The 19,078-nt window shown below is 74.7% G+C and carries 16 protein-coding genes; 7 read left to right on the top strand and 9 right to left on the bottom strand.

Annotated features, from left to right (window positions below; all coding sequences use genetic code 11):
* Window positions 1-89 precede the first annotated feature (89 nt).
* The 3 genes from MF672_RS00370 to MF672_RS00360 are packed head-to-tail and all read right to left on the bottom strand — an operon-like array spanning window position 90 to window position 3,327.
* Complete coding sequence (locus MF672_RS00370) at window positions 90-998, bottom strand: diacylglycerol/lipid kinase family protein (RefSeq protein WP_242371699.1); 909 nt, start codon at window positions 996-998, stop codon at window positions 90-92.
* A 53-nt stretch (window positions 999-1,051) separates the two neighbouring features.
* A complete protein-coding gene (locus MF672_RS00365; protein WP_242371701.1) occupies window positions 1,052-2,182 on the bottom strand; it encodes a winged helix DNA-binding domain-containing protein in 1,131 nt (376 codons plus the stop codon).
* Between the two features lie 17 nt (window positions 2,183-2,199).
* The gene (locus MF672_RS00360) at window positions 2,200-3,327 is read right to left on the bottom strand and encodes an acyltransferase family protein (RefSeq protein WP_242371703.1); all 1,128 of its coding nucleotides are present in this window, start codon (window positions 3,325-3,327) and stop codon (window positions 2,200-2,202) included.
* A 91-nt stretch (window positions 3,328-3,418) separates the two neighbouring features.
* On the opposite strand from MF672_RS00360, the gene MF672_RS00355 reads away from it, so the two are divergent.
* From MF672_RS00355 to MF672_RS00335, 5 genes are all read left to right on the top strand, one after another.
* Window positions 3,419-4,561 carry a carboxylate-amine ligase gene (locus MF672_RS00355; protein ID WP_247815116.1) on the top strand — a complete coding sequence of 381 codons (1,143 nt, stop codon included), beginning with the start codon at window positions 3,419-3,421 and terminating at the stop codon, window positions 4,559-4,561.
* Between the two features lie 67 nt (window positions 4,562-4,628).
* Window positions 4,629-6,416: an N-acetylglutaminylglutamine amidotransferase gene (locus MF672_RS00350; protein ID WP_242371707.1), complete on the top strand. Its 1,788-nt coding sequence runs from the start codon at window positions 4,629-4,631 to the stop codon at window positions 6,414-6,416.
* Window positions 6,417-6,424: 8 nt separating this feature from the next.
* Entirely contained in the window at window positions 6,425-8,305 is a 1,881-nt protein-coding gene (locus tag MF672_RS00345) for a S9 family peptidase (RefSeq protein WP_242371710.1), read from the top strand.
* A gap of 72 nt (window positions 8,306-8,377) precedes the next feature.
* Complete coding sequence (ctaD, locus tag MF672_RS00340) at window positions 8,378-10,078, top strand: aa3-type cytochrome oxidase subunit I (protein ID WP_242371712.1); 1,701 nt, start codon at window positions 8,378-8,380, stop codon at window positions 10,076-10,078.
* Entirely contained in the window at window positions 10,075-10,383 is a 309-nt protein-coding gene (locus MF672_RS00335) for a DUF3040 domain-containing protein (RefSeq protein WP_242371714.1), read from the top strand. The genes ctaD and MF672_RS00335 overlap by 4 nt, the downstream gene beginning before the upstream one ends.
* On the opposite strand, the gene MF672_RS00330 is transcribed toward MF672_RS00335, so the two are convergent.
* The 4 genes from MF672_RS00330 to MF672_RS51180 are packed head-to-tail and all read right to left on the bottom strand — an operon-like array spanning window position 10,311 to window position 14,186.
* Complete coding sequence (locus tag MF672_RS00330) at window positions 10,311-11,486, bottom strand: acyl-CoA dehydrogenase family protein (RefSeq protein ID WP_242371717.1); 1,176 nt, start codon at window positions 11,484-11,486, stop codon at window positions 10,311-10,313. The two genes, MF672_RS00335 and MF672_RS00330, sit on opposite strands and share 73 nt — an antisense overlap.
* A gap of 12 nt (window positions 11,487-11,498) precedes the next feature.
* Window positions 11,499-12,092 (bottom strand): hypothetical protein, encoded by a 594-nt coding sequence (locus tag MF672_RS00325; protein ID WP_242371719.1) that lies wholly within the window; start codon window positions 12,090-12,092, stop codon window positions 11,499-11,501.
* Window positions 12,093-12,102: 10 nt separating this feature from the next.
* On the bottom strand, window positions 12,103-12,672 hold the full coding sequence (locus tag MF672_RS00320) for a DUF5709 domain-containing protein (protein ID WP_242371720.1): 570 nt from the start codon (window positions 12,670-12,672) through the stop codon (window positions 12,103-12,105).
* A gap of 38 nt (window positions 12,673-12,710) precedes the next feature.
* Window positions 12,711-14,186, bottom strand: a complete 1,476-nt coding sequence (locus MF672_RS51180; protein ID WP_302893135.1) for an aminotransferase class I/II-fold pyridoxal phosphate-dependent enzyme — start codon at window positions 14,184-14,186, stop codon at window positions 12,711-12,713.
* Window positions 14,187-14,316: 130 nt separating this feature from the next.
* On the opposite strand from MF672_RS51180, the gene MF672_RS00305 reads away from it, so the two are divergent.
* Together MF672_RS00305 and MF672_RS00300 are read left to right on the top strand one after the other, a co-directional pair.
* The gene (locus MF672_RS00305) at window positions 14,317-15,900 is read left to right on the top strand and encodes an FAD-dependent oxidoreductase (RefSeq protein ID WP_242371721.1); all 1,584 of its coding nucleotides are present in this window, start codon (window positions 14,317-14,319) and stop codon (window positions 15,898-15,900) included.
* Window positions 15,897-17,102 (top strand): cytochrome P450, encoded by a 1,206-nt coding sequence (locus tag MF672_RS00300; RefSeq protein WP_242371722.1) that lies wholly within the window; start codon window positions 15,897-15,899, stop codon window positions 17,100-17,102. Before MF672_RS00305 ends, MF672_RS00300 begins: the two co-directional genes overlap by 4 nt.
* On the opposite strand, the gene MF672_RS00295 is transcribed toward MF672_RS00300, so the two are convergent.
* A complete protein-coding gene (locus MF672_RS00295; protein WP_247815115.1) occupies window positions 17,078-17,776 on the bottom strand; it encodes a Rossmann-fold NAD(P)-binding domain-containing protein in 699 nt (232 codons plus the stop codon). The two genes, MF672_RS00300 and MF672_RS00295, sit on opposite strands and share 25 nt — an antisense overlap.
* 126 nt (window positions 17,777-17,902) lie before the next feature.
* Window positions 17,903-18,976 carry a Gfo/Idh/MocA family protein gene (locus tag MF672_RS00290; protein WP_242371724.1) on the bottom strand — a complete coding sequence of 358 codons (1,074 nt, stop codon included), beginning with the start codon at window positions 18,974-18,976 and terminating at the stop codon, window positions 17,903-17,905.
* Window positions 18,977-19,078 lie beyond the last annotated feature (102 nt).

Here is a 19,078-nt window from a genome sequence, read left to right as displayed (position 1 = left end):
CGACCACGAGGCCGGACGGGGTTACGGGGGCGGCCCGCAAGGAGTCACGAGGGCGGCCCGCAAGAAGTCACGAGGGCGGCGGGGAGGGGTCACGGGGGCGGCGCGATGATCCGCCAGGCGGCCGGGCGCAGGGTCCAGGAGCGGCGGGCGGCGGGCGGGTGCAGCTCGCCGTCGGCGTTGGCGGGCACCGGCTCGCCCTCGATCACCACCTCGCGCCCGCGGAACGTCGCCACGTCCTCGCGCCGCGGGTGCCGTCCGAGCCGCAGCAGCACCCCGTACGCCAGCCGCGCCCCGGGCGAGACGGCGTAGGAGACGATGACGTCCGCCAGCCCGTCGTCCGGCCGCGCGTCGGGGGCGAGCGGCGTGCCGCCGCCGATGGAGGCGCCGTTGCCGATCCCCACCATGAGGACGCGCCGCCGGCCGTCGGCGACCGGCCGGCCGTCCACCCGCACCCGCAGCCGCCAGCCCCTGCTGCGCACCCCCGCGAGCAGGGCGCCGGCGGCGTAGGCGGCGCGGCGCAGGACGGGCTTGAGCGGGGTCGCCTGCCGGCTGGCCTCCGCGCCGACGCCGACGTGCACGGCGTTGAGCACGATGCCGGCACCGCCACCACCGCCGCCTTCGTGGGCGACGAGCAGGTCCAGCGGGCGTTCGACGCCGGTCAGCACCACCCGCGCGGCCTCGGCCGGGTCGAGCGGGATGCCGAGCGTGCGGGCCAGGTCGTTGCCGGTGCCCATCGGGATCAGGCCCACCGGCCGGCGCTCCAGCTCGCCGCGGGCCAGCAGCGCGGCGACCACGCGGTGCAGGGTGCCGTCGCCGCCGAGCACCACCGGGTCGCGGTCGGGGTGCTCGGCCAGCGCCCGGTCCAGGTCGCCGGGCCCGTCGAGAACGCGGGACACCACGTCGGCCCCGTCGGCGAGCACGTCGAGCACCGCCCGCCGGGTCTCCTCGTCGTCCCCGCCCGCGGCCGGGTTGCCCATCGCCAGCAGCCTGCGTGCCATCCCACCCCTCCCGGAGATCGCCCGATGCCCCGCCGCGGCCCGATCAAACGTGCTCAGCCGGGCAGGACGCGGACCTCGGCCGCCGGGAGGCCGTCCCACCAGCGGCCGTAGCGGCTGTAGACGGCGGGCTCGCGGCCGGCCAGCAGCGCCAGCAGCTCCTTGGCCTCGGCGGCGAGCCCGTGCCACGCCTCGCCGGGCAGGCGGTGGAAGGCGGTGGCCTCGATGCCGTCGGGCACGGGCCGCCACACCCCGGCCACGTGGCCGTCGACGAGGAGCGTCGGCAGGACGTCGCCGTTGGCGCGGATGACCAGCTGGCGGTAGCCGGGCGGGATGACGCGGGCGCGGTCGGCGTAGGCCAGCAGCACGTTGTCCCACATCGCCATGAGCCGGGGCGGCGCGGGGGCGCCGGCGGGCGGGCGCGGCGCCCCGGGGACGTCGAACAGCTCCGTGCCGCCGGGCCCCTCCAGGCGCTCCAGCCGGTCGGCCAGCGCCGCCAGGGCGGCCCGCGCCCGGGGCCGGTAGACCATGGCGTACTGGGCCACGTCGAGGACCGACGCGGGCCCGAACGCCTCCAGGTAGCGCAGGACCAGCTCCTGGAGGCAGGCGTCGGTGTCGCCGGGCTTGTCGTCAGGGGACGCGGCCAGGTAGGAGGGCCGCGGGCCGAACGACCACGCCCCGCCGGTCGGCGCATGCAGCAGCGGCGCGATGGAGCGCATCACCCGCAGCACGCCCTTCGGCGACCGCGGCGCCCGCTCCGCGGCCCACGCCTCGATCTCGGCCCCCGTACGCGGCCGGTCGGCGAAGGCCAGCAGCTCGGGCACCAGCGCGTCGGCCTGCTCGGGCGTGAGCCCGGTCGCGGCGAAGCGCCGGTCGCCGAGCCGCGAGGCGCGCAACGTCTCGCGCATGGCGAGGCGCAGGACGGTGTGGTCGTCGGCGTGCACGACGTGCAGGGTGATGCGCATGAGCGTGGCCTTGACCAGCGAGCCGTCCGCGAACGCGGCGTCGAGCCCGGCCGGGTCGAAGCCGGACAGCCGGTTCCACAGCGCGAGGTAGGGCGAGGCGGGCTGCTGCGCCTGGAGCGCGACCAGGCGGCGGACCGCGGCGCCGGCGTCGAGGGGCTCGCGGCGCAGCAGGAGCTGGCGGGCCAGCGTGGCGCGGTTCAGCTCGCGGAGGGAGAGGGCCATGGGCACAATCTAGGAGGTCACGGCGACAGTTCCCGCTGTCCCGGCCCGCGCAGGCGGCGGCCCGCGCGCTGCGCCGGGGCCTCGATCACGTGGTACGTCACCGCGCACAACGGGATGAGCACCAGGTAGTACAGCCACAGCGCGGGCACCAGGCGCAGCAGGATCGGGTGCAGCAGGTAGAGGGAGAAGCTGACCACGCCGAGCCAGGTCAGCCAGCGCGGGAAGGCCCGCGCGCGGAGCGCGAACGCCAGCCCGAACACCGCGAAGGCCAGCACGAGCGCCGGCGCCCAGCCGGGGTCGTCCTTGGCAGGGATCCCACAGCCCACCACGGCCGCCACGGCGACGGCCGCCGCCCGCCACCGGATCTCGCCGCGCTCGGCCCGGTACACGGCGGTGCCCGCGAACATGGCCGCCAGGATGATGACGCCCTGCCAGGTGCCGCCCCGGCTGCCGAGGAGCACCAGCGCCAAACCGAGCAGCCCGCCCGCGGCGGCGGCCGCCGTCCTGGCCCGGCCGCGGCCGAGCGCGGTGACCGCGACGGCGGCGGTCACGGCCAGGCCGAGCAGCGCCGCGACCAGGTCGCGGTGGCCGACGACGGCGCGTGGTAAGAGCAGGCCGAGGGGCACGGCGAGCACCGCCAGGGCCAGCGCGATCGGCGCCGACCTGCGCGCCTGGCCCAGCGCGTACAGGGCCACGCTCATCAGGTAGAACGCCATCTCGTACGACAGCGTCCAGGTCACGTTGACCACGGCGGGCAGGTCGAGCAGCTCCTGGAGCATCGTCACGTTGCCGAGCGCGACGAGGGGGAGCGGGCGCGAGCCGAGCCCCGGCGCGAGCGGCAGCAGCCCGGCGGCGGCCAGCAGGAGCACGGCGCAGAAGGCGGCCAGCAGGAGCGGCAGCAGGCGGAAGGCCCGGCCGGTCCAGAAGGCCCGCAGGTCGCCGTGCCGCTCCAGCGAGGCCGGGATGATGTACCCGCTCACCAGGAAGAACACGAACACGCCCCAGGTGCCGAGGTCGATGCGCGCGTCCACGACGGCGTACAGGGCGGGCACGAAGGTCCAGCCGGCGTGGTGCGCGGTGACGGCCAGCGCCGCCGGCCCCCGCAGGGCGTCCAGCCAGGCCAGCCGGGCAGCGGGCAGGGACATTCGTCGGAGTCTAGGCCATAAAGGACGATGCTAAACCTGGCTTTTTTGGGGGAGTGTCCGTTTCTGGGGCGGTATGTCGGGGGTGGTGACCGTGCCGGAGCGGGGGAGGCCGATCAAAGTCGGGGTGGAGGAGGAGTTCCACATCGTGGACCTGAGGACGCGCCACGTGGCCGCCCGCTCGGGGCTGCTGCTGGAGGCGCTGCCCGCTGCCCGCTTCACGCACGAGCTGCAGCGCTCGATGGTGGAGTCCAACAGCCTGCCCTTCCGCGACCTCCGCGAGCTGGCCGGGGACCTGTGCGGCATGCGCGCCGCGCTGATCCGCGAGGCCGACGCGCTCGGCCTCGGCGTCATGGCCGCGGGCAGCCCCCAGCTCGTGGCCGAGGGCCAGCTCAAGATCTTCCCCGACGCGCGCTACGAGCGCATGCTCACCGACTTCCAGGTGCTCACCCGCGAGCAGCTCATCTGCGGCATGCACGTGCACGCCGAGGTGCGCGACCGGGAGCTGGCGGTGGCCGTCGCGCACCGGCTCGCGCCGTGGCTGCCGCCGCTGCTGGCGCTGAGCGCCAGCTCCCCGTTCTGGTACGCCGCCGACACCGGCTACGCCAGCTACCGCACCCTGGTGTGGCAGCGCTGGCCCACGGCGGGCCCGATCCCGCACTTCGGCTCGGCCGCCGAGTACCAGGAGATGATCGAGGAGCTGGTCCGGTCCGGGGTCATCAGCGACGCCGGGATGATCTACTTCGACATCCGGCCGTCGCAGCACCTGCCGACGGTCGAGATGCGCATCTGCGACTCCTGCCCGAGCGTGGCGGACATCGTGCTGATCGCCGGCCTGTACCGGGCGCTGGTCGCCGCCGAGCTGGCCGAGCTGGCGGAGCTCGAACGCGAGCCGGGCCGCGAGCCCGGGGTGCACCTGGGCACGGTGCGGGCGGCCACCTGGCAGGCGGCGCGCTCGGGCCTGGAGGGCGAGCTGGTCGATCCGGTCAAGGGGGTGCCGCGCCCGGCGGCCGAGGTGATCGCGCTCCTGCTCGACCGGGCGGCCCCGCACCTGCGCGCGGCGGGGGACCAGGAGCTGGTGACGGCGCTGGCCCGGCGGGCGCTGGCGCGGGGCAGCTCGGCGGCGCGGCAGCGGGCCGCCCACGCCCGGCGCGGCCGCCTGAGCGACGTGGTGGACCTGCTGCTGGCCGAGACCCGGGCCCTGGACTGGGACCGGGACCTGCGCCCCGCGGCCTGAGAGCGACAAGTGCCGAGAGCGACGAGTACTGAGAACGACAAGTGCTGACGACGAGGAGGACCTGTAGATGTGCGGGCTGAGCGGCGAGATCCGCTTCGATGGCGTCGAGGCGGACATCGCCGCGGTGGACCGGATGACGGAGGCGATGCACGACCGCGGGCCGGACGGCTCGGGATTGTGGTCGCAGGGCCCGATCGCCCTGGGCCACCGCCGCCTGAAGATCATCGATCTGTCGGAGAAGGCGGCCCAGCCGATGGTGGACGGCGAGCTGGGCCTCGCGGTGGTCTTCAACGGCTGCCTGTACAACTACGGCGAGCTGCGCGACGAGCTGCGCCGCGAGGGCTACTCCTTCTTCTCCACCTCCGACACCGAGGTGCTGATGAAGGCCTACCACCGGTGGGGCCCGGCGTGCGTCGAGCACTTCAAGGGCATGTTCGCCTTCGCCGTCGCCGAGCGTGACACCGGCCGGCTGGTGCTCGGCCGCGACCGGCTCGGCATCAAGCCGATGTACCTGGCCGAGGACGGCCGCCGGCTGCGCTTCGCCTCGACCATGCCCGCCCTGCTGGCGGCCGGCGACGTGGACACCTCCGTGGACCCGGTGGCCCTGCACCACTACATGACCTTCCACTCGCTGGTGCCGGGGGAGCGGACCATCCTCGCCGGGGTGCGCAAGCTGCCCGCCGCAACCGTACGGGTGGTGGACGCCGACGGCACGAGCCGCGAGCACCGCTACTGGGACCCGTCCTACACCCGCGGCGCGCTGCCCGAGCACGCCGGCCTCACCGCCGGCGAGTGGCGGCAGGCGGTCCTCGACGCGCTGCGCACGGCGGTGCGCCGCCGCATGGTGGCCGACGTGCCGGTGGGCGTGCTGCTGTCCGGCGGCCTGGACTCCAGCCTGATCGTGGCGCTGCTCGCCGAGGAGGGGCAGGAGGGGCTGGCCACGTTCAGCATCGGCTTCGAGCCGGCGGGCGGCGAGAAGGGCGACGAGTTCGCCTACTCCGACCTGATCGCCGAGCGCTTCGGCACCGACCACCACCGCATCCGCATCCCCGACAGCCGGCTCGTGGACGGCCTGGAGCAGGCGGTGCGGGCGATGGCGGAGCCGATGGTCAGCCACGACTGCGTGGCCTTCCACCTGCTGTCGCAGGAGGTCGCCAAATACGTCAAGGTGGTGCAGTCCGGGCAGGGGGCCGACGAGGTGTTCGCCGGCTACCGCTGGTTCCCGCCGCTCGCGGACGTGCCGCGCGAGCAGGCCGCCGAGGTCTACGCCCGCGAGTTCTTCGACCGCCCGCACGGCGAGCTGGCCCGCATCCTCGCGCCCGGGCACCTGCTGGACCACGACGCCAGCGGCGACTACGTCCGCGCCCACCTGGCCAGGCCCGGCGCGGAGACCGCGCTGGACGCCGTGCTGCGCCTGGAGACCACCGCCATGCTGGTGGACGACCCGGTCAAACGGGTGGACAACATGACCATGGCCCACGGCCTGGAGGCCCGCACGCCGTTCCTCGACCACGAGCTGGTCGAGCTGGCCGCGGCCTGCCCCGCCGAGCTGAAGCTGGCCCACGGCGGCAAGGGCGTGCTGAAGGACGCCGCCCGCCGCCTGCTGCCCGCCGACGTCATCGACCGGCCCAAGGGCTACTTCCCGGTGCCCGCCATCCGGCACGTGGACGGCCCCGTCCTGGAGCTGGTGCGCGACGCGCTGACCAGCCGGGCGGCCCGCGAGCGCGGCCTGTTCCGCCCCGAGTACGTCGAGCGCCTGCTGGCCGACCCGGAGGCCGACCGCACCACGACCGGCGTGAACACGCTCTGGCAGCTCGGCCTGCTCGAACTGTGGATGCAGGCCCACGGGGTATGACCCGGCGCATGACGCCGACGCCGGACCTCGGCGGGCTCGCGCGCCTGCCCGCGCCCGCCGGACTCACCGCCGAGAGCTGCCTGGCCCCGGCCCTCGCCCCGGACGACAGCGCCGTCGCCTACGTCAGCGACCGGGACGGCAGCCCCCGCGTCTGGGTCCAGCCGCTCGGCGAGGACGCCGAGCCCTGGCCGGTGGACACCGGGCCGCAGCCGGTCGTGGACGTGAGCTGGGCGCCCACCGGCGGCCACCTGGCGGTGCTGGTCGCGCCGGGCGGCGGCGAGCACACGCAGGTGGAGGCGGTCCAGACGCACGGGGGCGACCTGCGCACGCTGGCCGCCCCGCCGGGCGGCAGTGCCTCGATGGTGCGCTGGACCGGCCGCGGCGAGACGCTGCTCGTCGCCGAGACCGCCGCCGACGGCCTGACCAGCGCCGTGCTCGTGGACGCCGTCACTGGGGCGCGCCGGCCGATCGCGGCGGGCCACCTGCTGTGGCCGGCCGGGGTCAGCCGCGACCACGCGACGATGCTGCTGCGGCGCGGCCCGCGCGGCGCCCGCCACATGTACCTGGCGGACCTGGCGCACGGCGAGGAGCGGCGGCTGCTGCCCGGCCTGCCCGGCACGACGGACACCGGCGCGCTGTCGCCGGACGGCCGCACCGCGTACCTGCTCACCGACGCCGGCCGTGACCGCGCCGCCCTGCTGGCCGTGCGGCGGGACGCCCTGGTCACCCTCGACGCCGCCCTCGACGGGCGGGCCGGCGAGGCGGAGGTGCTGGCCGAGCGGCCGGACGCCGAGCTGGACCGGTTCGCGCTCAGCGCCGACGGCCGCCGCGCGCTGCTGGTCTGGAACCGGGCGGGCCGCAGCGAGCTCGACGTCCTCGACCTGGAGGCGGGCGAGCTGCGCCCGCTGCCGCCGCCGCCCGCCGCCGTCGTCACCTCCGCCCGCATCGCCTGGCACGGCACCCTGGCCGCGCTCGCCGCGGAGAGCCCAGAGGAGCCCTCCCACGTGCTGGTGTGCGACCTGGAGGCGGGCCGCTACCGGCGGGTCGCCGGGTCGGGCCCGTCGCCGCACGCGGCCGGGGCCGAGCACCTGCGCTTCCGCGCCCGCGACGGGCTGGAGCTGACCGGCTGGCTCTACCGGCCGCCGCACGTCAGCGGGCCCGCCCCGTACGCGCTCTACCTGCACGGCGGCCCCGAGGACGAGGAGCGGCCGACCTTCAACCCGCTGTTCCAGAACCTGGTGGCGGCCGGGATCGGGGTGTTCGCCCCCAACGTGCGCGGCTCCGGCGGCCACGGCCGCGCCTTCCGCCGCGCCGACGACGGCCCGCTGCGCTTCCGCGCCGTCGAGGACGTCGCCGACTGCGCGGCCGAGCTGGTCGCGCGCGGCCTCGCCGACCCGGGCCGGCTGGCCTGCACGGGCTGGTCGTACGGCGGTTACCTCACCCTGGCCGCCCTGGTCACCCACCCGGGCCTGTTCCGCGCGGGCGTGGACGTGGCCGGCATCGCCGACTTCGAGACCTTCTACGCCCGCACCGAGCCGTGGATCGCCGAGGCCGCCGTCGGCGAGTACGGCCACCCGGAGACCGACCGCGACCTGCTGCGCGCCCTGTCGCCGCTGCGCTCCCTCGACCGGCTGGCGGCCCCGCTCCTGGTCGTGCACGGCGCGGCGGACACCAACGTCCCCCTGTACGAGGCCGAGCAGGTGCTCGCCGCCGCCCGCGCGCTCGGCCTGCCGTGCGAGGCGCTGATCTTCGACGACGAGGGTCACGAGATCCGCCAGGTCGCCAACCGGATCAGTTTCGTGGCGAAAGTGGTGGATTGGCTTTCCCATCAGCTGCAAACGGTCGAGCACTCCTCAACCGGTCGTAAGGACTTCGGCCAGGCCGGGTGACCAGGAGGTTCCCGGCCAGGGGCCCGGGTACCGGATGCTCGACCCGTGGCGCGCGGATGACGGAGAGCACCCATGACGACGTACAAGTCCGGCGAGGAGCCGCTGACCTCACCGCTGGCGCCCGCGCGTCACCCCCGCAAGGGGGCGGTGATCGCGAGGTGGATGTCCTCCACCGACCACAAGGTGATCGGCTACCTGTACCTGATCACCTCGTTCCTGTTCTTCTCCCTGGCCGGGGTCATGGCGCTGATCATCCGCGCCGAGCTGGCCCAGCCGGGGCTGCAGGTGGTCAGCCAGCAGGCCTACAACCAGCTCTTCACCATGCACGGCACGATCATGATGCTGCTGTTCGCGACGCCGCTGTTCGCCGGGTTCGCCAACGTCATCATGCCGCTGCAGATCGGCTCGCCCGACGTGGCCTTCCCCCGGCTGAACGCGATCAGCTACTGGCTGTTCCTGTTCGGCGGCCTGATCGTGTTCAGCGCGATCTTCACCAACCTCGGCATGCCCGACTTCGGCTGGACGGCGTACACGCCGCTGTCGCACTCCACGTTCAGCGTCGGCCAGGGCGGCGACCTGTGGGTGATGGGCCTGGCGATGTCGGGCCTCGGCACGATCCTCGGCGCGGTCAACTTCTTCACCACGATCATCTGCATGCGCGCGCCCGGGCTCAGCATGTTCCGCATGTCGATCTTCACCTGGAACGTGCTGCTGACCAGCATGCTCGTGCTGATGGCGTTCCCGGTGCTGACCGCGGCGCTGCTCGCGCTGGAGGCCGACCGCAAGCTCGGCACGCACGTCTACGACGCCGCCAACGGCGGCCCCATGCTCTACCAGCACCTGTTCTGGTTCTTCGGGCACCCCGAGGTCTACATCATCGCGCTGCCGTTCTTCGGCATCATCACCGAGGTGATCCCGGTCTTCAGCCGCAAGCCGATCTTCGGCTACATAGGGCTCGTGGGCGCGACCGTGGCCATCTCGGGGCTGTCGATGACGGTGTGGGCGCACCACATGTTCGCCACCGGGCAGGTGCTGCTGCCGTTCTTCTCGTTCCTGACGTTCCTCATCGCGGTGCCGACGGGCGTGAAGTTCTTCAACTGGATCGGCACCATGTGGCGGGGGCACCTGACGTTCCAGACGCCGATGATGTTCGCGATCGGGTTCCTCATCACGTTCCTGCTCGGCGGCCTGACCGGGGTGATCCTCGGCTCGCCGCCGCTCGACTTCCACCTGCACGACTCCTACTTCGTCGTCGCGCACTTCCACTACGTGGTGTTCGGGACCGTGGTGTTCGCCATGTTCGCCGGGTTCTACTTCTGGTGGCCGAAGATGACCGGCCGGATGCTCAACGACCACATCGGCAAGTGGCACTTCTGGCTGCTGTTCATCGGTTTCCACACCACGTTCCTGGTGCAGCACTGGCTGGGCGTGGCCGGGATGCCGCGCCGCTACGCCGACTACAGCGCCGCCGACGGCTTCACCGACCTGCACCTGATCTCCTCGGTCGGCGCGTTCGTCCTGGGCGTCTCGACGCTGCCGTTCCTCTACAACGTCTGGTGGACCGCCCGGCACTCGCCCCGCGTCGAGCTGGACGACCCCTGGGGCTACGGCAACTCCCTGGAGTGGGCCACCTCGTGCCCGCCGCCCCGGCACAACTTCGTCAGCATGCCGATGATCCGCTCCGAGCGGCCCGCCTTCGACCTGCACTACCCGCACACCCGCCACCGCCGCGACGACGACGAGCTGACGGGCCCGGCGGACAGCGAGCGGTGAGCCTCTCCGATCGCGAGCGGCGCCTGCTGGCCGAGATCGAGCGCAACCTGCGCTGCCGCGATCCCCGCTTCACCCGCCGCATCGACGCGCTCAACCGGCAGGGGCCGCAGCGCTTCGCCTGCCACGTGAGCACCCGCCAGGTGGTCTGCGTCCTGCTCGTGGTGGTGGCGCTGACCTTCCTGTCGGCGGCCATCCTGGTGCTGACCGCCCCGCAGGGCCGGCCGCCCGCGCATCAGACGAAGGCGCTCAGCCCCGTCACCGCGCGGCCCACGATGAGCGTGTTGATCTCGCGGGTGCCCTCGTAGGAGTAGAGGGCCTCGGCGTCGGCCACGAAGCGGCCGATGTCGTAGTCGAGCACGATGCCGTTGCCCGCCAGTAGCTCGCGCGCCCAGCCGACGACCTCGCGCATCCGCGTCGTGCAGTACGCCTTGGCCAGCGCCGAGTGCTCGTCCCGGTAGGTGCCGGCGTCCTGGAGCTGGGCCAGCCGCACCACCATGCCGAGCGAGGCCGTGGCGTTGCCCAGCATCCGCACCAGCAGGTCCTGCACGAGCTGGAACTTGCCGATGGGCCGGCCGAACTGCTCGCGCTCCTTGGCGTAGTCGAGGGCGATCTCGTAGGCGGCCAGCATCACGCCGACCGCCTGCCAGGCGACGCCGCTGCGGGTGCGGCGCAGGATGCCGGCCGTGTCGCGGAAGGAGTGCGCGTTCTGCAGCCGGTTCGCCTCGGGAACGCGGCAGCCGTCGAGCGTGATGTCGGCGTTCTGCACCGAGCGCAGCGCCATCTTGTTCTCGATCTTGGTGGCGGTGAAGCCGGGCGTGCCCTTCTCCACCACGAACCCCTTGACGTGCTTGTCCTCGGGGTCGCGGGCCCACACCACGACGAGGTCGGCGAACGTGGCGTTGCCGATCCAGCGCTTGGCGCCGTCCAGCACCCAGGTGTCGCCCTCGCGGCGGGCCGTGGTGCGCATGCCGCCGGAGACGTCCGAGCCGCCGTCCGGCTCGGTCAGCGCGAACGCGCCGATCTTCTCCATCCTGCTCATCGCGGGCAGCCAGCGCTCCCGCTGCTCGGCCGAGCCGCAGGCGGCGACGCTGCCCATGGCGAGGCCGGTGTGCACGCCGAAGAAGGTCGCCATCGACGGGTCGGCGTGCGCCATCTCCATCGCCAGGAAGCCGCTGAGCAGGCTGCTCGGCCGCGGCCCCGGCACCTCGTCGTAGGCGAGCCCGGCGATGCCCAGGTCGGCGTACCCCTGCACCAGGTGCGTCGGGAACTCGGCGCGGGCCCAGTAGTCGTTGGCGATGGGCACGACCTTCTCGCGCAGGAACTCCCGCACCCGCAGCAGCGTCTTGCGCTCGTCGTCGGCGAGCAGCTCCTCGAACCCGTAGAAGTCCCCGGTCAGCAGGTCCGCCATGTCCTTCCCTTCTCAGAACGGCCTTCCGGTGCCCTCGCCGGGCAGGTAGCCGCCGTCGCCCTCGTCGGTGCGGCCCGAGCCGCCGTCCGGGTCGTCCTCCTCGTCGGAGGCCACCCAGTCGACGCCCGCGCCGATGTGCTCGCCGCCGGGCAGCCCCTCGGCCGCCTCGCCGGGCTCCTCGCCCTCGTCGTCGATGATCATGCCGTGCTCGGCCTCGTCCACCGGCCCCCGCACGCGGAAGCCGGGGTCGCCGCCCTCGCCCTGCGGTTCGAGCTGGTCCGGCGGCATCGGGTGCGGGCTCGGGCCGTAGGTGGCCACGTGGTCGTCGATCTCGTCGGTACGGGCGGCGACCGCCTTCTCGTCGGAGCCCGCCGTGGCGGACCACTCGTCGTCGCGGCCGGTCACGTACCCCATGGGCGTGGCGTAGCCGCCCTTCGGCTCGGCGTCGTCGCGCGGCTTGGAGCCGGGGCTCGGGTTGGAGCCGCGGATCGAGGCCGGGCCGACGTCGCCGCCCATGTTGTGCAGCTCCGCGTCGAACGTCGTGCCCTTGTCCTGCTCACGGCGCTTGTCGCGCTCCTCGCGCGTCTCGTGCTCCTCGTCGGACATGTCCCCCTCCTTACTCGGGCTCGACCCGCATGGCGGCCTCTTCCGCGCTGTAGCCGCCCATGTCGGGGCCGACCTCCGTCGCGACCTCGTCGGGCTCGGTGTCGCCGTGCGCCCCCTCGTCGGGGGCGACCAGCCGGCCGGCCCGCCGCGGCTCGTCCCACACCTGGCCGGACGGCTCCTCGGGCTGCGCGCCCCACCCCGGGTCCACGTCGTCGTCGCGCTCGTAGCTCGTGTCCAGGTCGGACCCCACGCCGAGGCCGCTCTCCTCGGTGACCCGCTCGACCTCGGGCGCGTCGTCCTGGTCGGTGGGCAGCCGGTCAGCGGTGGCGGACTCCTCCACCCCGAACGCCGGCTGCTCCTCTGGCACCTCGCGCTGGAGGCGGCCGTCCAGCGACTCGCCCTGGATCTGCTCGTCGATCGTGGTGCCGAAGTCGTTCACCGCCACCGGGTGGTCGGCCGGCAGCGGGGCCTCCTGCGGGTCCACCGCCCACTGCTGCTCGGGCGTGCCGTCCTGGAGGTCCGGGATGCCCTCGTCCTCGAAACGGGAGCGAGGGTCGTGCTCGGGTGTGTGATGGCTCATGACTCCGCCCCTACCCATACGTCACAAAAGGCCACTTATCAGGACTTATCGTCTTCGGCCACGACCCGGACCGTGTCCAGGGACGTGTCGGCCGCGTCCGGGATGACCATCCCGCCCGCCAGCCCGCTCCGCAGGTACCGCAGCACCTCTTCGGTCAGGCGCTCGCCGGGGATCGCGGCGGGGATGCCCGGCGGGTACGGCGTGATCATCTCCGCCGTGACCCGGCCGGCGGCCTGCCGCCAGGGCACGTGCTCGACCCGCGCGAAGAAGGCGTCGCGGGGCCGCATGGCCTGCTCCATCCGCAGCTCCGACGGGGACGGAAGCTCGATCCGGGGCGCGGGCGGCAGCTCGGCGGCGCGCTCGCTCAGGTCCCGCAGCGCGGCCAGCAGCCGGCCGGTGGTCTCCTCGTCGTCGGCGTGCGTGAGCTGCACGCCGACCCGGCGGTGGTCGGAGTGGCCGAGGTTGATCCGGTGGTGCTCGCGCAGCCAGTCGGTGACCTGGTAGCCGCCGGTGCCGAGACCGGTGACGTCCACCAGGAGCTGCATCGGGTCGGCGGTGCAGGCGCGGCCCTCGCCGCACAGGTCGGCGCGGCCGTGCACGTGCAGGCCGTCGATGGCCTCGATCTCGTCCCGCACCCGCCCGGCCAGCTTCAGCGCGCGGTCGTAGAGGTCGCGGCCGTGCTCGACCATCTGGCGGCGCCAGCCGTCCAGGGCCGCGTAGATGAGCACCGAGGGGCTGGTGGTGCTGAACAGGTCGGCGCGCTCCTTCAGCAGCTCCGGCGCGACCAGGTCGCCCTGGAGGTGGAAGACCGAGCTCTGCTCCAGGCCCGAGCCCATCTTGTGGATGCTGGTGACGCAGACGTCGGCGCCCGCGTCCATGGCCCACGTCGGCAGGTCGGGGTGGAAGGGCAGGTGGGCGCCCCACGCCTCGTCCACCAGCAGCGGCTTGCCGCGCTCGTGGCACACGCGGGCGAGGGCGGCGAGGTCGGTGCACGTCCCGTACGGGGTGGGCGTCACCACCAGCGCGCCCTTCGCGTCGGGATGCCGGTCGAAGGCGGCGGCGAACGCCCCCGGCGCGGGGGCGTGAGCCAGGTGCAGGTCCTCGTCCCACTGGGACTCGACCCACACCGGAATGCTGCCGGACAGCACCAGCTCCGCCACCACCGACTTGTGCGCGTCCCTGCCGATGAGCAGCTTCTCGCCCGGCCCGGCCACCGACATCATCGCGGCCTTGACCGACAGGGAGCTGCCGCAGGTGGAGAAGAACGTCTGCTTCGCGCCCACCGCGTCGGCCATCAGCTCCTCGGCCCGCTCCAGGACGCCGCCCGAGGACGAGCGGTCGTCCAGGCCGCCCGTCGCCAGGACGTCGTCGCGGAAGACCGCCTCGCCCAGCACCGCGGCGACCCTCGGATCGGCGCCTCTGGCCTGCTTGTGGCCGGGCGGGGTGAAGGGGAGCTGCCCGCTGTCGTGATAGGCCTCCAGCGCCTGCAAGATCGGCGCCTGCGAATGATCCATGGGTCCGCACGTGCCCTGACGGGCAGGACGGAAACGCCGGAGTGGCCCACGCCACGATTGCCCGCACGACCGGCAAAGACCTGGAAAGGGGCCGGGGCCGCGCCTGAACCGCCGGGTAGGTCCCCGCTTCGTGAGAGTCGTCGTCGATCTGACCCGCTGCCAGGGGTACGGGCAGTGCGTGTTCCTCGCCCCTGACGTCTTCACCATGCGCGAGGAGGCGCTGCTCTACGACCTCGACCCGGCCGCCGACCAGGACGACCACGTCCGGCGGGCCGCGGCCGCCTGCCCCGTGCAGGCCATCCACCTCGACTGGGCCGCCCGGCGCCCGCCGTCGGGGCGGCCGGCCCGGCGGGAGGGCCGGATCGTCGTCGTCGGCGCCTCGCTGGCGGGGGCGCGGGCGGCCGAGGTGCTGCGCCGCGAGGGCTTCGAGGGCACGATCACCCTCATCGGGGACGAGGCGGGCGAGCCGTACGACCGGCCGCCCCTGTCCAAGCAGGTCCTGACCGGGCAGGTGGCCGCCGGGCACACGCTGCTGCCCCGGCTGCGCGACACCGGCGCCGAGTGGTTGTGCGGCGTCCCGGCCGCCGCCCTCGACGTCGCCGGCAAGCGGGTGCTGCTCGCCGACGGCCGCGAGGTGCCCTTCGACCGCGTCCTGCTGGCCACCGGCACCCGGGCCCGTCCCTGGCCGGAGCCCGCCGAGGCGGCGCTGGAGGGCGTGCACACGCTCCGCACCGTCGCGGACGCCGCCCGGCTGCGGGCCGCGCTGGCCGCCGGGCCCCGCCGGGTGCTGATCCTCGGCGCCGGGTTCACCGGCTCCGAGATCGCCTCCGTCTGCCGCGAGCTGGACCTGCCCGTCACCGTCGTCGAGCGCGCCGCCACCCCGCTCATGAGCGCCCTCGGCGGCGTCATCGGCGAGGTCGCGGCCGGCCTGCAGCGCGCGCACGGCGTGGACCTGCGCTGCGGCGTCACCGTCGCCGCGCTGGAGGGCGACCCCGCCGGGCGGCTGCGCGGGGCCCGCCTGTCGGACGGCTCCACCGTCGAGGCCGACGTGGCGGTCGTCGCGCTCGGCTCGGTCCGCAACGTCGAGTGGCTGCAGGGCTCCGGCCTGGCCGCCGGCCCGTGGGGCGTCACCTGCGACGCCGGCTGCCGCGCGGTGGACCTCAACGGCCTGGTCACCGACGACGTCTTCGTCGCCGGCGACATCGCGCGCTTCCCGCACCCGCTGTACGAGTACCAGTTCATGTCCCTGGAGCACTGGGGCAACGCGGTCGACCAGGCCGAGATCGCCGCCCACAACATGGTCAGCGACCAGGCGCACCGCTGGCCGTACCTGGCCGCGCCGGTGTTCTGGTCCAGCCAGTTCGGGGTCAACATCAAGTCGGCGGGGGTGCCCACGTTCGCCGACGAGATCATGATCACGCAGGGCTCGGCGGCCGAGCGCCGCTTCGTCGCCGTCTACGGCTACCGGGGCCGCGTCACCGCCGCCGTCACCTTCGACCAGGCCATGTGGCTGGAGTTCTACCAGCGCCTCATCGAGGGCGCCGCGCCGTTCCCGCCGGACTTCCGGCACGTGGACCGGCGGGCCGGCGACGGGCCGGTGTCCGCCCGCGTGCCCGAGCGGGTGGTGCCGACCGCCGGCGCGACCGTCGTGGTGACCGGGCACGACCCCGCCGAGCGGCGGGCCTCGCTGCTGCACTCCGGAGGGACCGCATGAGCTCGCCGTTCGAGCAGATCCTCGACCCGGCGCGGCGCGCCGACCCGTACCCGCTGTTCGACCGGCTGCGGGACACGCCGGTCGCGCGGCAGCCGGACGGCACGTACGTCGTCAGCACCTACCGGGAGATCGTGTCGCTGCTGCACGACCCCCGGGTCAGCTCCGACCGCCGCAACCTCGGCTCCGACGCCGGCGAGGCGCCGCGCGACCCGTCCTTCATCGGCCTCGACCCGCCCGAGCACGACCGGCTGCGCCGCCTGGCGATGCGGCACTTCGGCCCGCCGCACGCCGCCCGCACGGTCGAGGAACTGCGCCCGGAGATGCTGGCCATCGCCACCCGGCTGATCGACGGGCTGGCCGGCCGGAGCCGCGCCGACATCGTGGACGAGGTCGCCTACCCGCTGCCGGTCGCGGTCATCTGCCGGCTGCTCGGCGTGCCCGAGGAGGACGAGCCGCGCTTCCACGCCTGGGCCGACCAGGCCATCGAGACGCTGGGCCCCGGCGAGCAGGACCGCGCCGAGCGCGAGCGGGCGCGCCGCGAGGTGCTGACCGAGCTGGAGAACTACCTCGCCGGCCTGGCCGAGGACCGCCGCCGCGCCCCCGGCACGGACATGTTGTCCGGTTTCGTCACCTACCACGGGCCCGAGGGCGGGATGACGCACCGCGAGGTCGTGGCGACGGCGGTGCTGCTGCTGATCGCCGGGCACGAGACGACGATCAACCTCATCGCCAACGGGCTGCTCACGTTCCTGCGCCACCCCGGCCTGCTGGACCGGGTCCGCGCCGAGCCGGGGCTGATCGTCCCGGCGGTCGAGGAGCTGCTGCGCTACGAGCCGCCGGTGCAGCTCATCTCCTCGCGGATCGCGCTCGCCGACATCGAGGTGGGCGGCACCACGATCCCGGCCGGCTCGCCCGTCGTGCTGGCCGTGGCCGCGGGGAGCCGCGACCCCGCCCACACGCCGGACCCCGGCCTGTTCCTGCTGGACCGGCCGCGCAACGAGCACCTGGGCTTCGGCGGCGGCGCGCACTACTGCTTCGGCGCGCCGCTGGCCCGGCTGGAGACCCAGATCGTGCTCGGCGAGCTGGTCCGGCGGCTGCGCGCGCCCCGGCTGGTCGCCGACCCGCCGCCGTACCGGCCGAGCGCGGTGCTGCGCGGCCCCCGCCACCTGGTGATCGACTACGCGGGCGTGGACCCGGCCTGAGCGGGCGTGCGCAGCCAGTCCAGCAGCGAGGTGTGCGCCGGACGCCAGCCGAGCGCCTCCCGCGTGCGCTCGGCGGAGACGTCCTGGTCGCGGGTGAACAGGTCGGCGAGCGCGCCCAGCTCGGCCCGCGCCTCCTCCAGCGGCCAGGAGACGGCCCGGCCCCCGCCGAGGGCGGTCGCCACCGCGTCCAGGCGGACGGTCTCGGCGACGCCGTGCCAGACGGTGCCGGGCGCGGCCCGCTCCAGCACGGCGAGGTACAGCCCGGCCAGGTCCGCGACGTGCACCACCGGCCAGCGCACGCCGGGCGGGCCGATGTAGACCCCGGCGCCGCGCTCGGCGGCCTTGCGGGCCAGCAGGCCGGGGACGAGGCCGCCGCCGTCGCCGTACACCATGCCGGGCCGGATCACCTGGCCGCCCGCGTCGAGCACCCGGCGCTCCGCCTCGGCCCGCCACGACACCAGCGGATGCGGGTCGGGGACGCTGTCCTCGTCGGCCCGCCCGCCGCCGAGCACGGCCGCGCCGGTCGTGCAGACCACCGGGACCCCGGCCGCGACCAGGGCGTCCACGGCCGCGAGGTCGGTCTCCGCGCCGAGCGGCGGCCCGGCGTGGACCACGCGGTCGAAGCCCGCGGCGGCCCGCGTCAGCGACGCAGGGTCGGTCAGGTCGCCCGGCACGGACCGCAGGCCGGCGGGCGCCCGCCCGCCCGGCCGGGCCAGCGCGGCGACCAGCGTGCCCGGCGCCCGTGGCGGCGGCGGCCACCGCCGTGCCGATGTAGCCGGTGGCCCCGATGAGCAGGATGTTCATCTGATCTCCTCCTTGCCGCCGTGTCCGGCGGCGCGTTCGACGGCGGCGAGCAGCCGGTGGTGGCGGGCCGCGTCATGGAAGCCGGGGCGCGGGCCGCGCCCTTCGGCGACGGCCGCGGCCAGGTCGCGGTAGAGGGCCGCGACGTTGGCGACGGGGCCGTCCTTCGGGTGGAACGGGACGGTCCGGTAGGCGGCGGGCACCTCGACCGGCCGCCCGTCCACCCGCAGGTCCCAGTCGCACCAGTGCAGGTACGAGCCCGGCCGGGCGGGCGTGGCGGTCAGCACGGCCCGCGAGCCGACGAGCTTGACGAGGAACCCGTCGGGCGCGGCGGACGAGCCGTGCACCGTGACGGAGGCCGTGCCGCCGCCGTCGAGCGTGCCGTGCAGGAGCACCTGGTTCGGCACCCGGTTCGGCACGGTCCGGCCCTCGCCGGCGACCTCGACCTCGTCGTACAGGCGGGGCAGCCGGGCCGACACCTCCGTCAGGCGGCCGGCCATGCGCTCCAGCGTGGCGAGGAAGTGGCCGGCCATGACGGTCAGGACGTTCGTGCCGCCCGCCGGGTCCGCGCCCCAGGCGTGCTCCGGCGCGATGGCCGCGCCGCCGAGCGGCCCGCCCGAGGCCACCAGGACGGCCGACTCCAGCCGGCCGAGCCGCCCGCCGGCCACGAGGTCGGCGACGAAGCGGGCGTCCGGCGAGTGGTGCCCCTGGAGGGCGACCGCGTGTGCCACGCCGGCCGCCTCGGCGGTCTCCGCCAGGGCGGTCGCCTCGGCGGGGTCCACGGTGAGCGGCCACTCCGACAGCACGTGCCGGCCGGCTGCGAGCGCGGCCCTGATCAGCCCGGCGTGCAGCGGGGCGCGGACCGAGACGACGACCAGGTCCACGCCGGGATGGCCGATCAGCTCCGCGGCGTCCGCGAAGGCGTCCCCGCCGAACCGGGCGGCAGCCCGCTCCGCGCTCTCCCGCCGGGTGGTGGCGACCGCGGCGATCCGGTACTCCGGCAGCCCGGCCAGCGCGGGCAGGTGGGACCCGGCGGCCCACCCGCTCGCGCCGATCACTCCGACTCCGATCACGTGCCCTCCCTGAGTTTTTTATCGACCGGTATGAAACTAGGGTGCGACAGGGCGGGAATCAAGGGGTAACGTACCGATAGGTAAAAAATTCTCGCGGAGGAG

It is taken from the genome of Actinomadura luzonensis (assembly GCF_022664455.2).
GTDB lineage: Bacteria > Actinomycetota > Actinomycetes > Streptosporangiales > Streptosporangiaceae > Nonomuraea > Nonomuraea luzonensis.
Note: the sequence above shows the minus strand (reverse complement) of the source record. Positions and strands in the feature narration are given on the sequence as shown.

What these genes read in the sequence shown, in the direction of transcription:
- MF672_RS00370 (WP_242371699.1), bottom strand. Translation starts at nt 998, where the DNA reads ATGGCACGCAGGCTGCTGGCGATGGGCAACCCGGCCGCGGGCGGGGAC.
- MF672_RS00365 (WP_242371701.1), bottom strand. Translation starts at nt 2,182, where the DNA reads ATGGCCCTCTCCCTCCGCGAGCTGAACCGCGCCACGCTGGCCCGCCAG.
- MF672_RS00360 (WP_242371703.1), bottom strand. Translation starts at nt 3,327, where the DNA reads ATGTCCCTGCCCGCTGCCCGGCTGGCCTGGCTGGACGCCCTGCGGGGG.
- MF672_RS00350 (WP_242371707.1), top strand. Translation starts at nt 4,629, where the DNA reads ATGTGCGGGCTGAGCGGCGAGATCCGCTTCGATGGCGTCGAGGCGGAC.
- MF672_RS00345 (WP_242371710.1), top strand. Translation starts at nt 6,425, where the DNA reads ATGACGCCGACGCCGGACCTCGGCGGGCTCGCGCGCCTGCCCGCGCCC.
- ctaD (WP_242371712.1), top strand. Translation starts at nt 8,378, where the DNA reads ATGACGACGTACAAGTCCGGCGAGGAGCCGCTGACCTCACCGCTGGCG.
- MF672_RS00330 (WP_242371717.1), bottom strand. Translation starts at nt 11,486, where the DNA reads ATGGCGGACCTGCTGACCGGGGACTTCTACGGGTTCGAGGAGCTGCTC.
- MF672_RS00325 (WP_242371719.1), bottom strand. Translation starts at nt 12,092, where the DNA reads ATGTCCGACGAGGAGCACGAGACGCGCGAGGAGCGCGACAAGCGCCGT.
- MF672_RS00320 (WP_242371720.1), bottom strand. Translation starts at nt 12,672, where the DNA reads ATGAGCCATCACACACCCGAGCACGACCCTCGCTCCCGTTTCGAGGAC.
- MF672_RS51180 (WP_302893135.1), bottom strand. Translation starts at nt 14,186, where the DNA reads ATGGATCATTCGCAGGCGCCGATCTTGCAGGCGCTGGAGGCCTATCAC.
- MF672_RS00300 (WP_242371722.1), top strand. Translation starts at nt 15,897, where the DNA reads ATGAGCTCGCCGTTCGAGCAGATCCTCGACCCGGCGCGGCGCGCCGAC.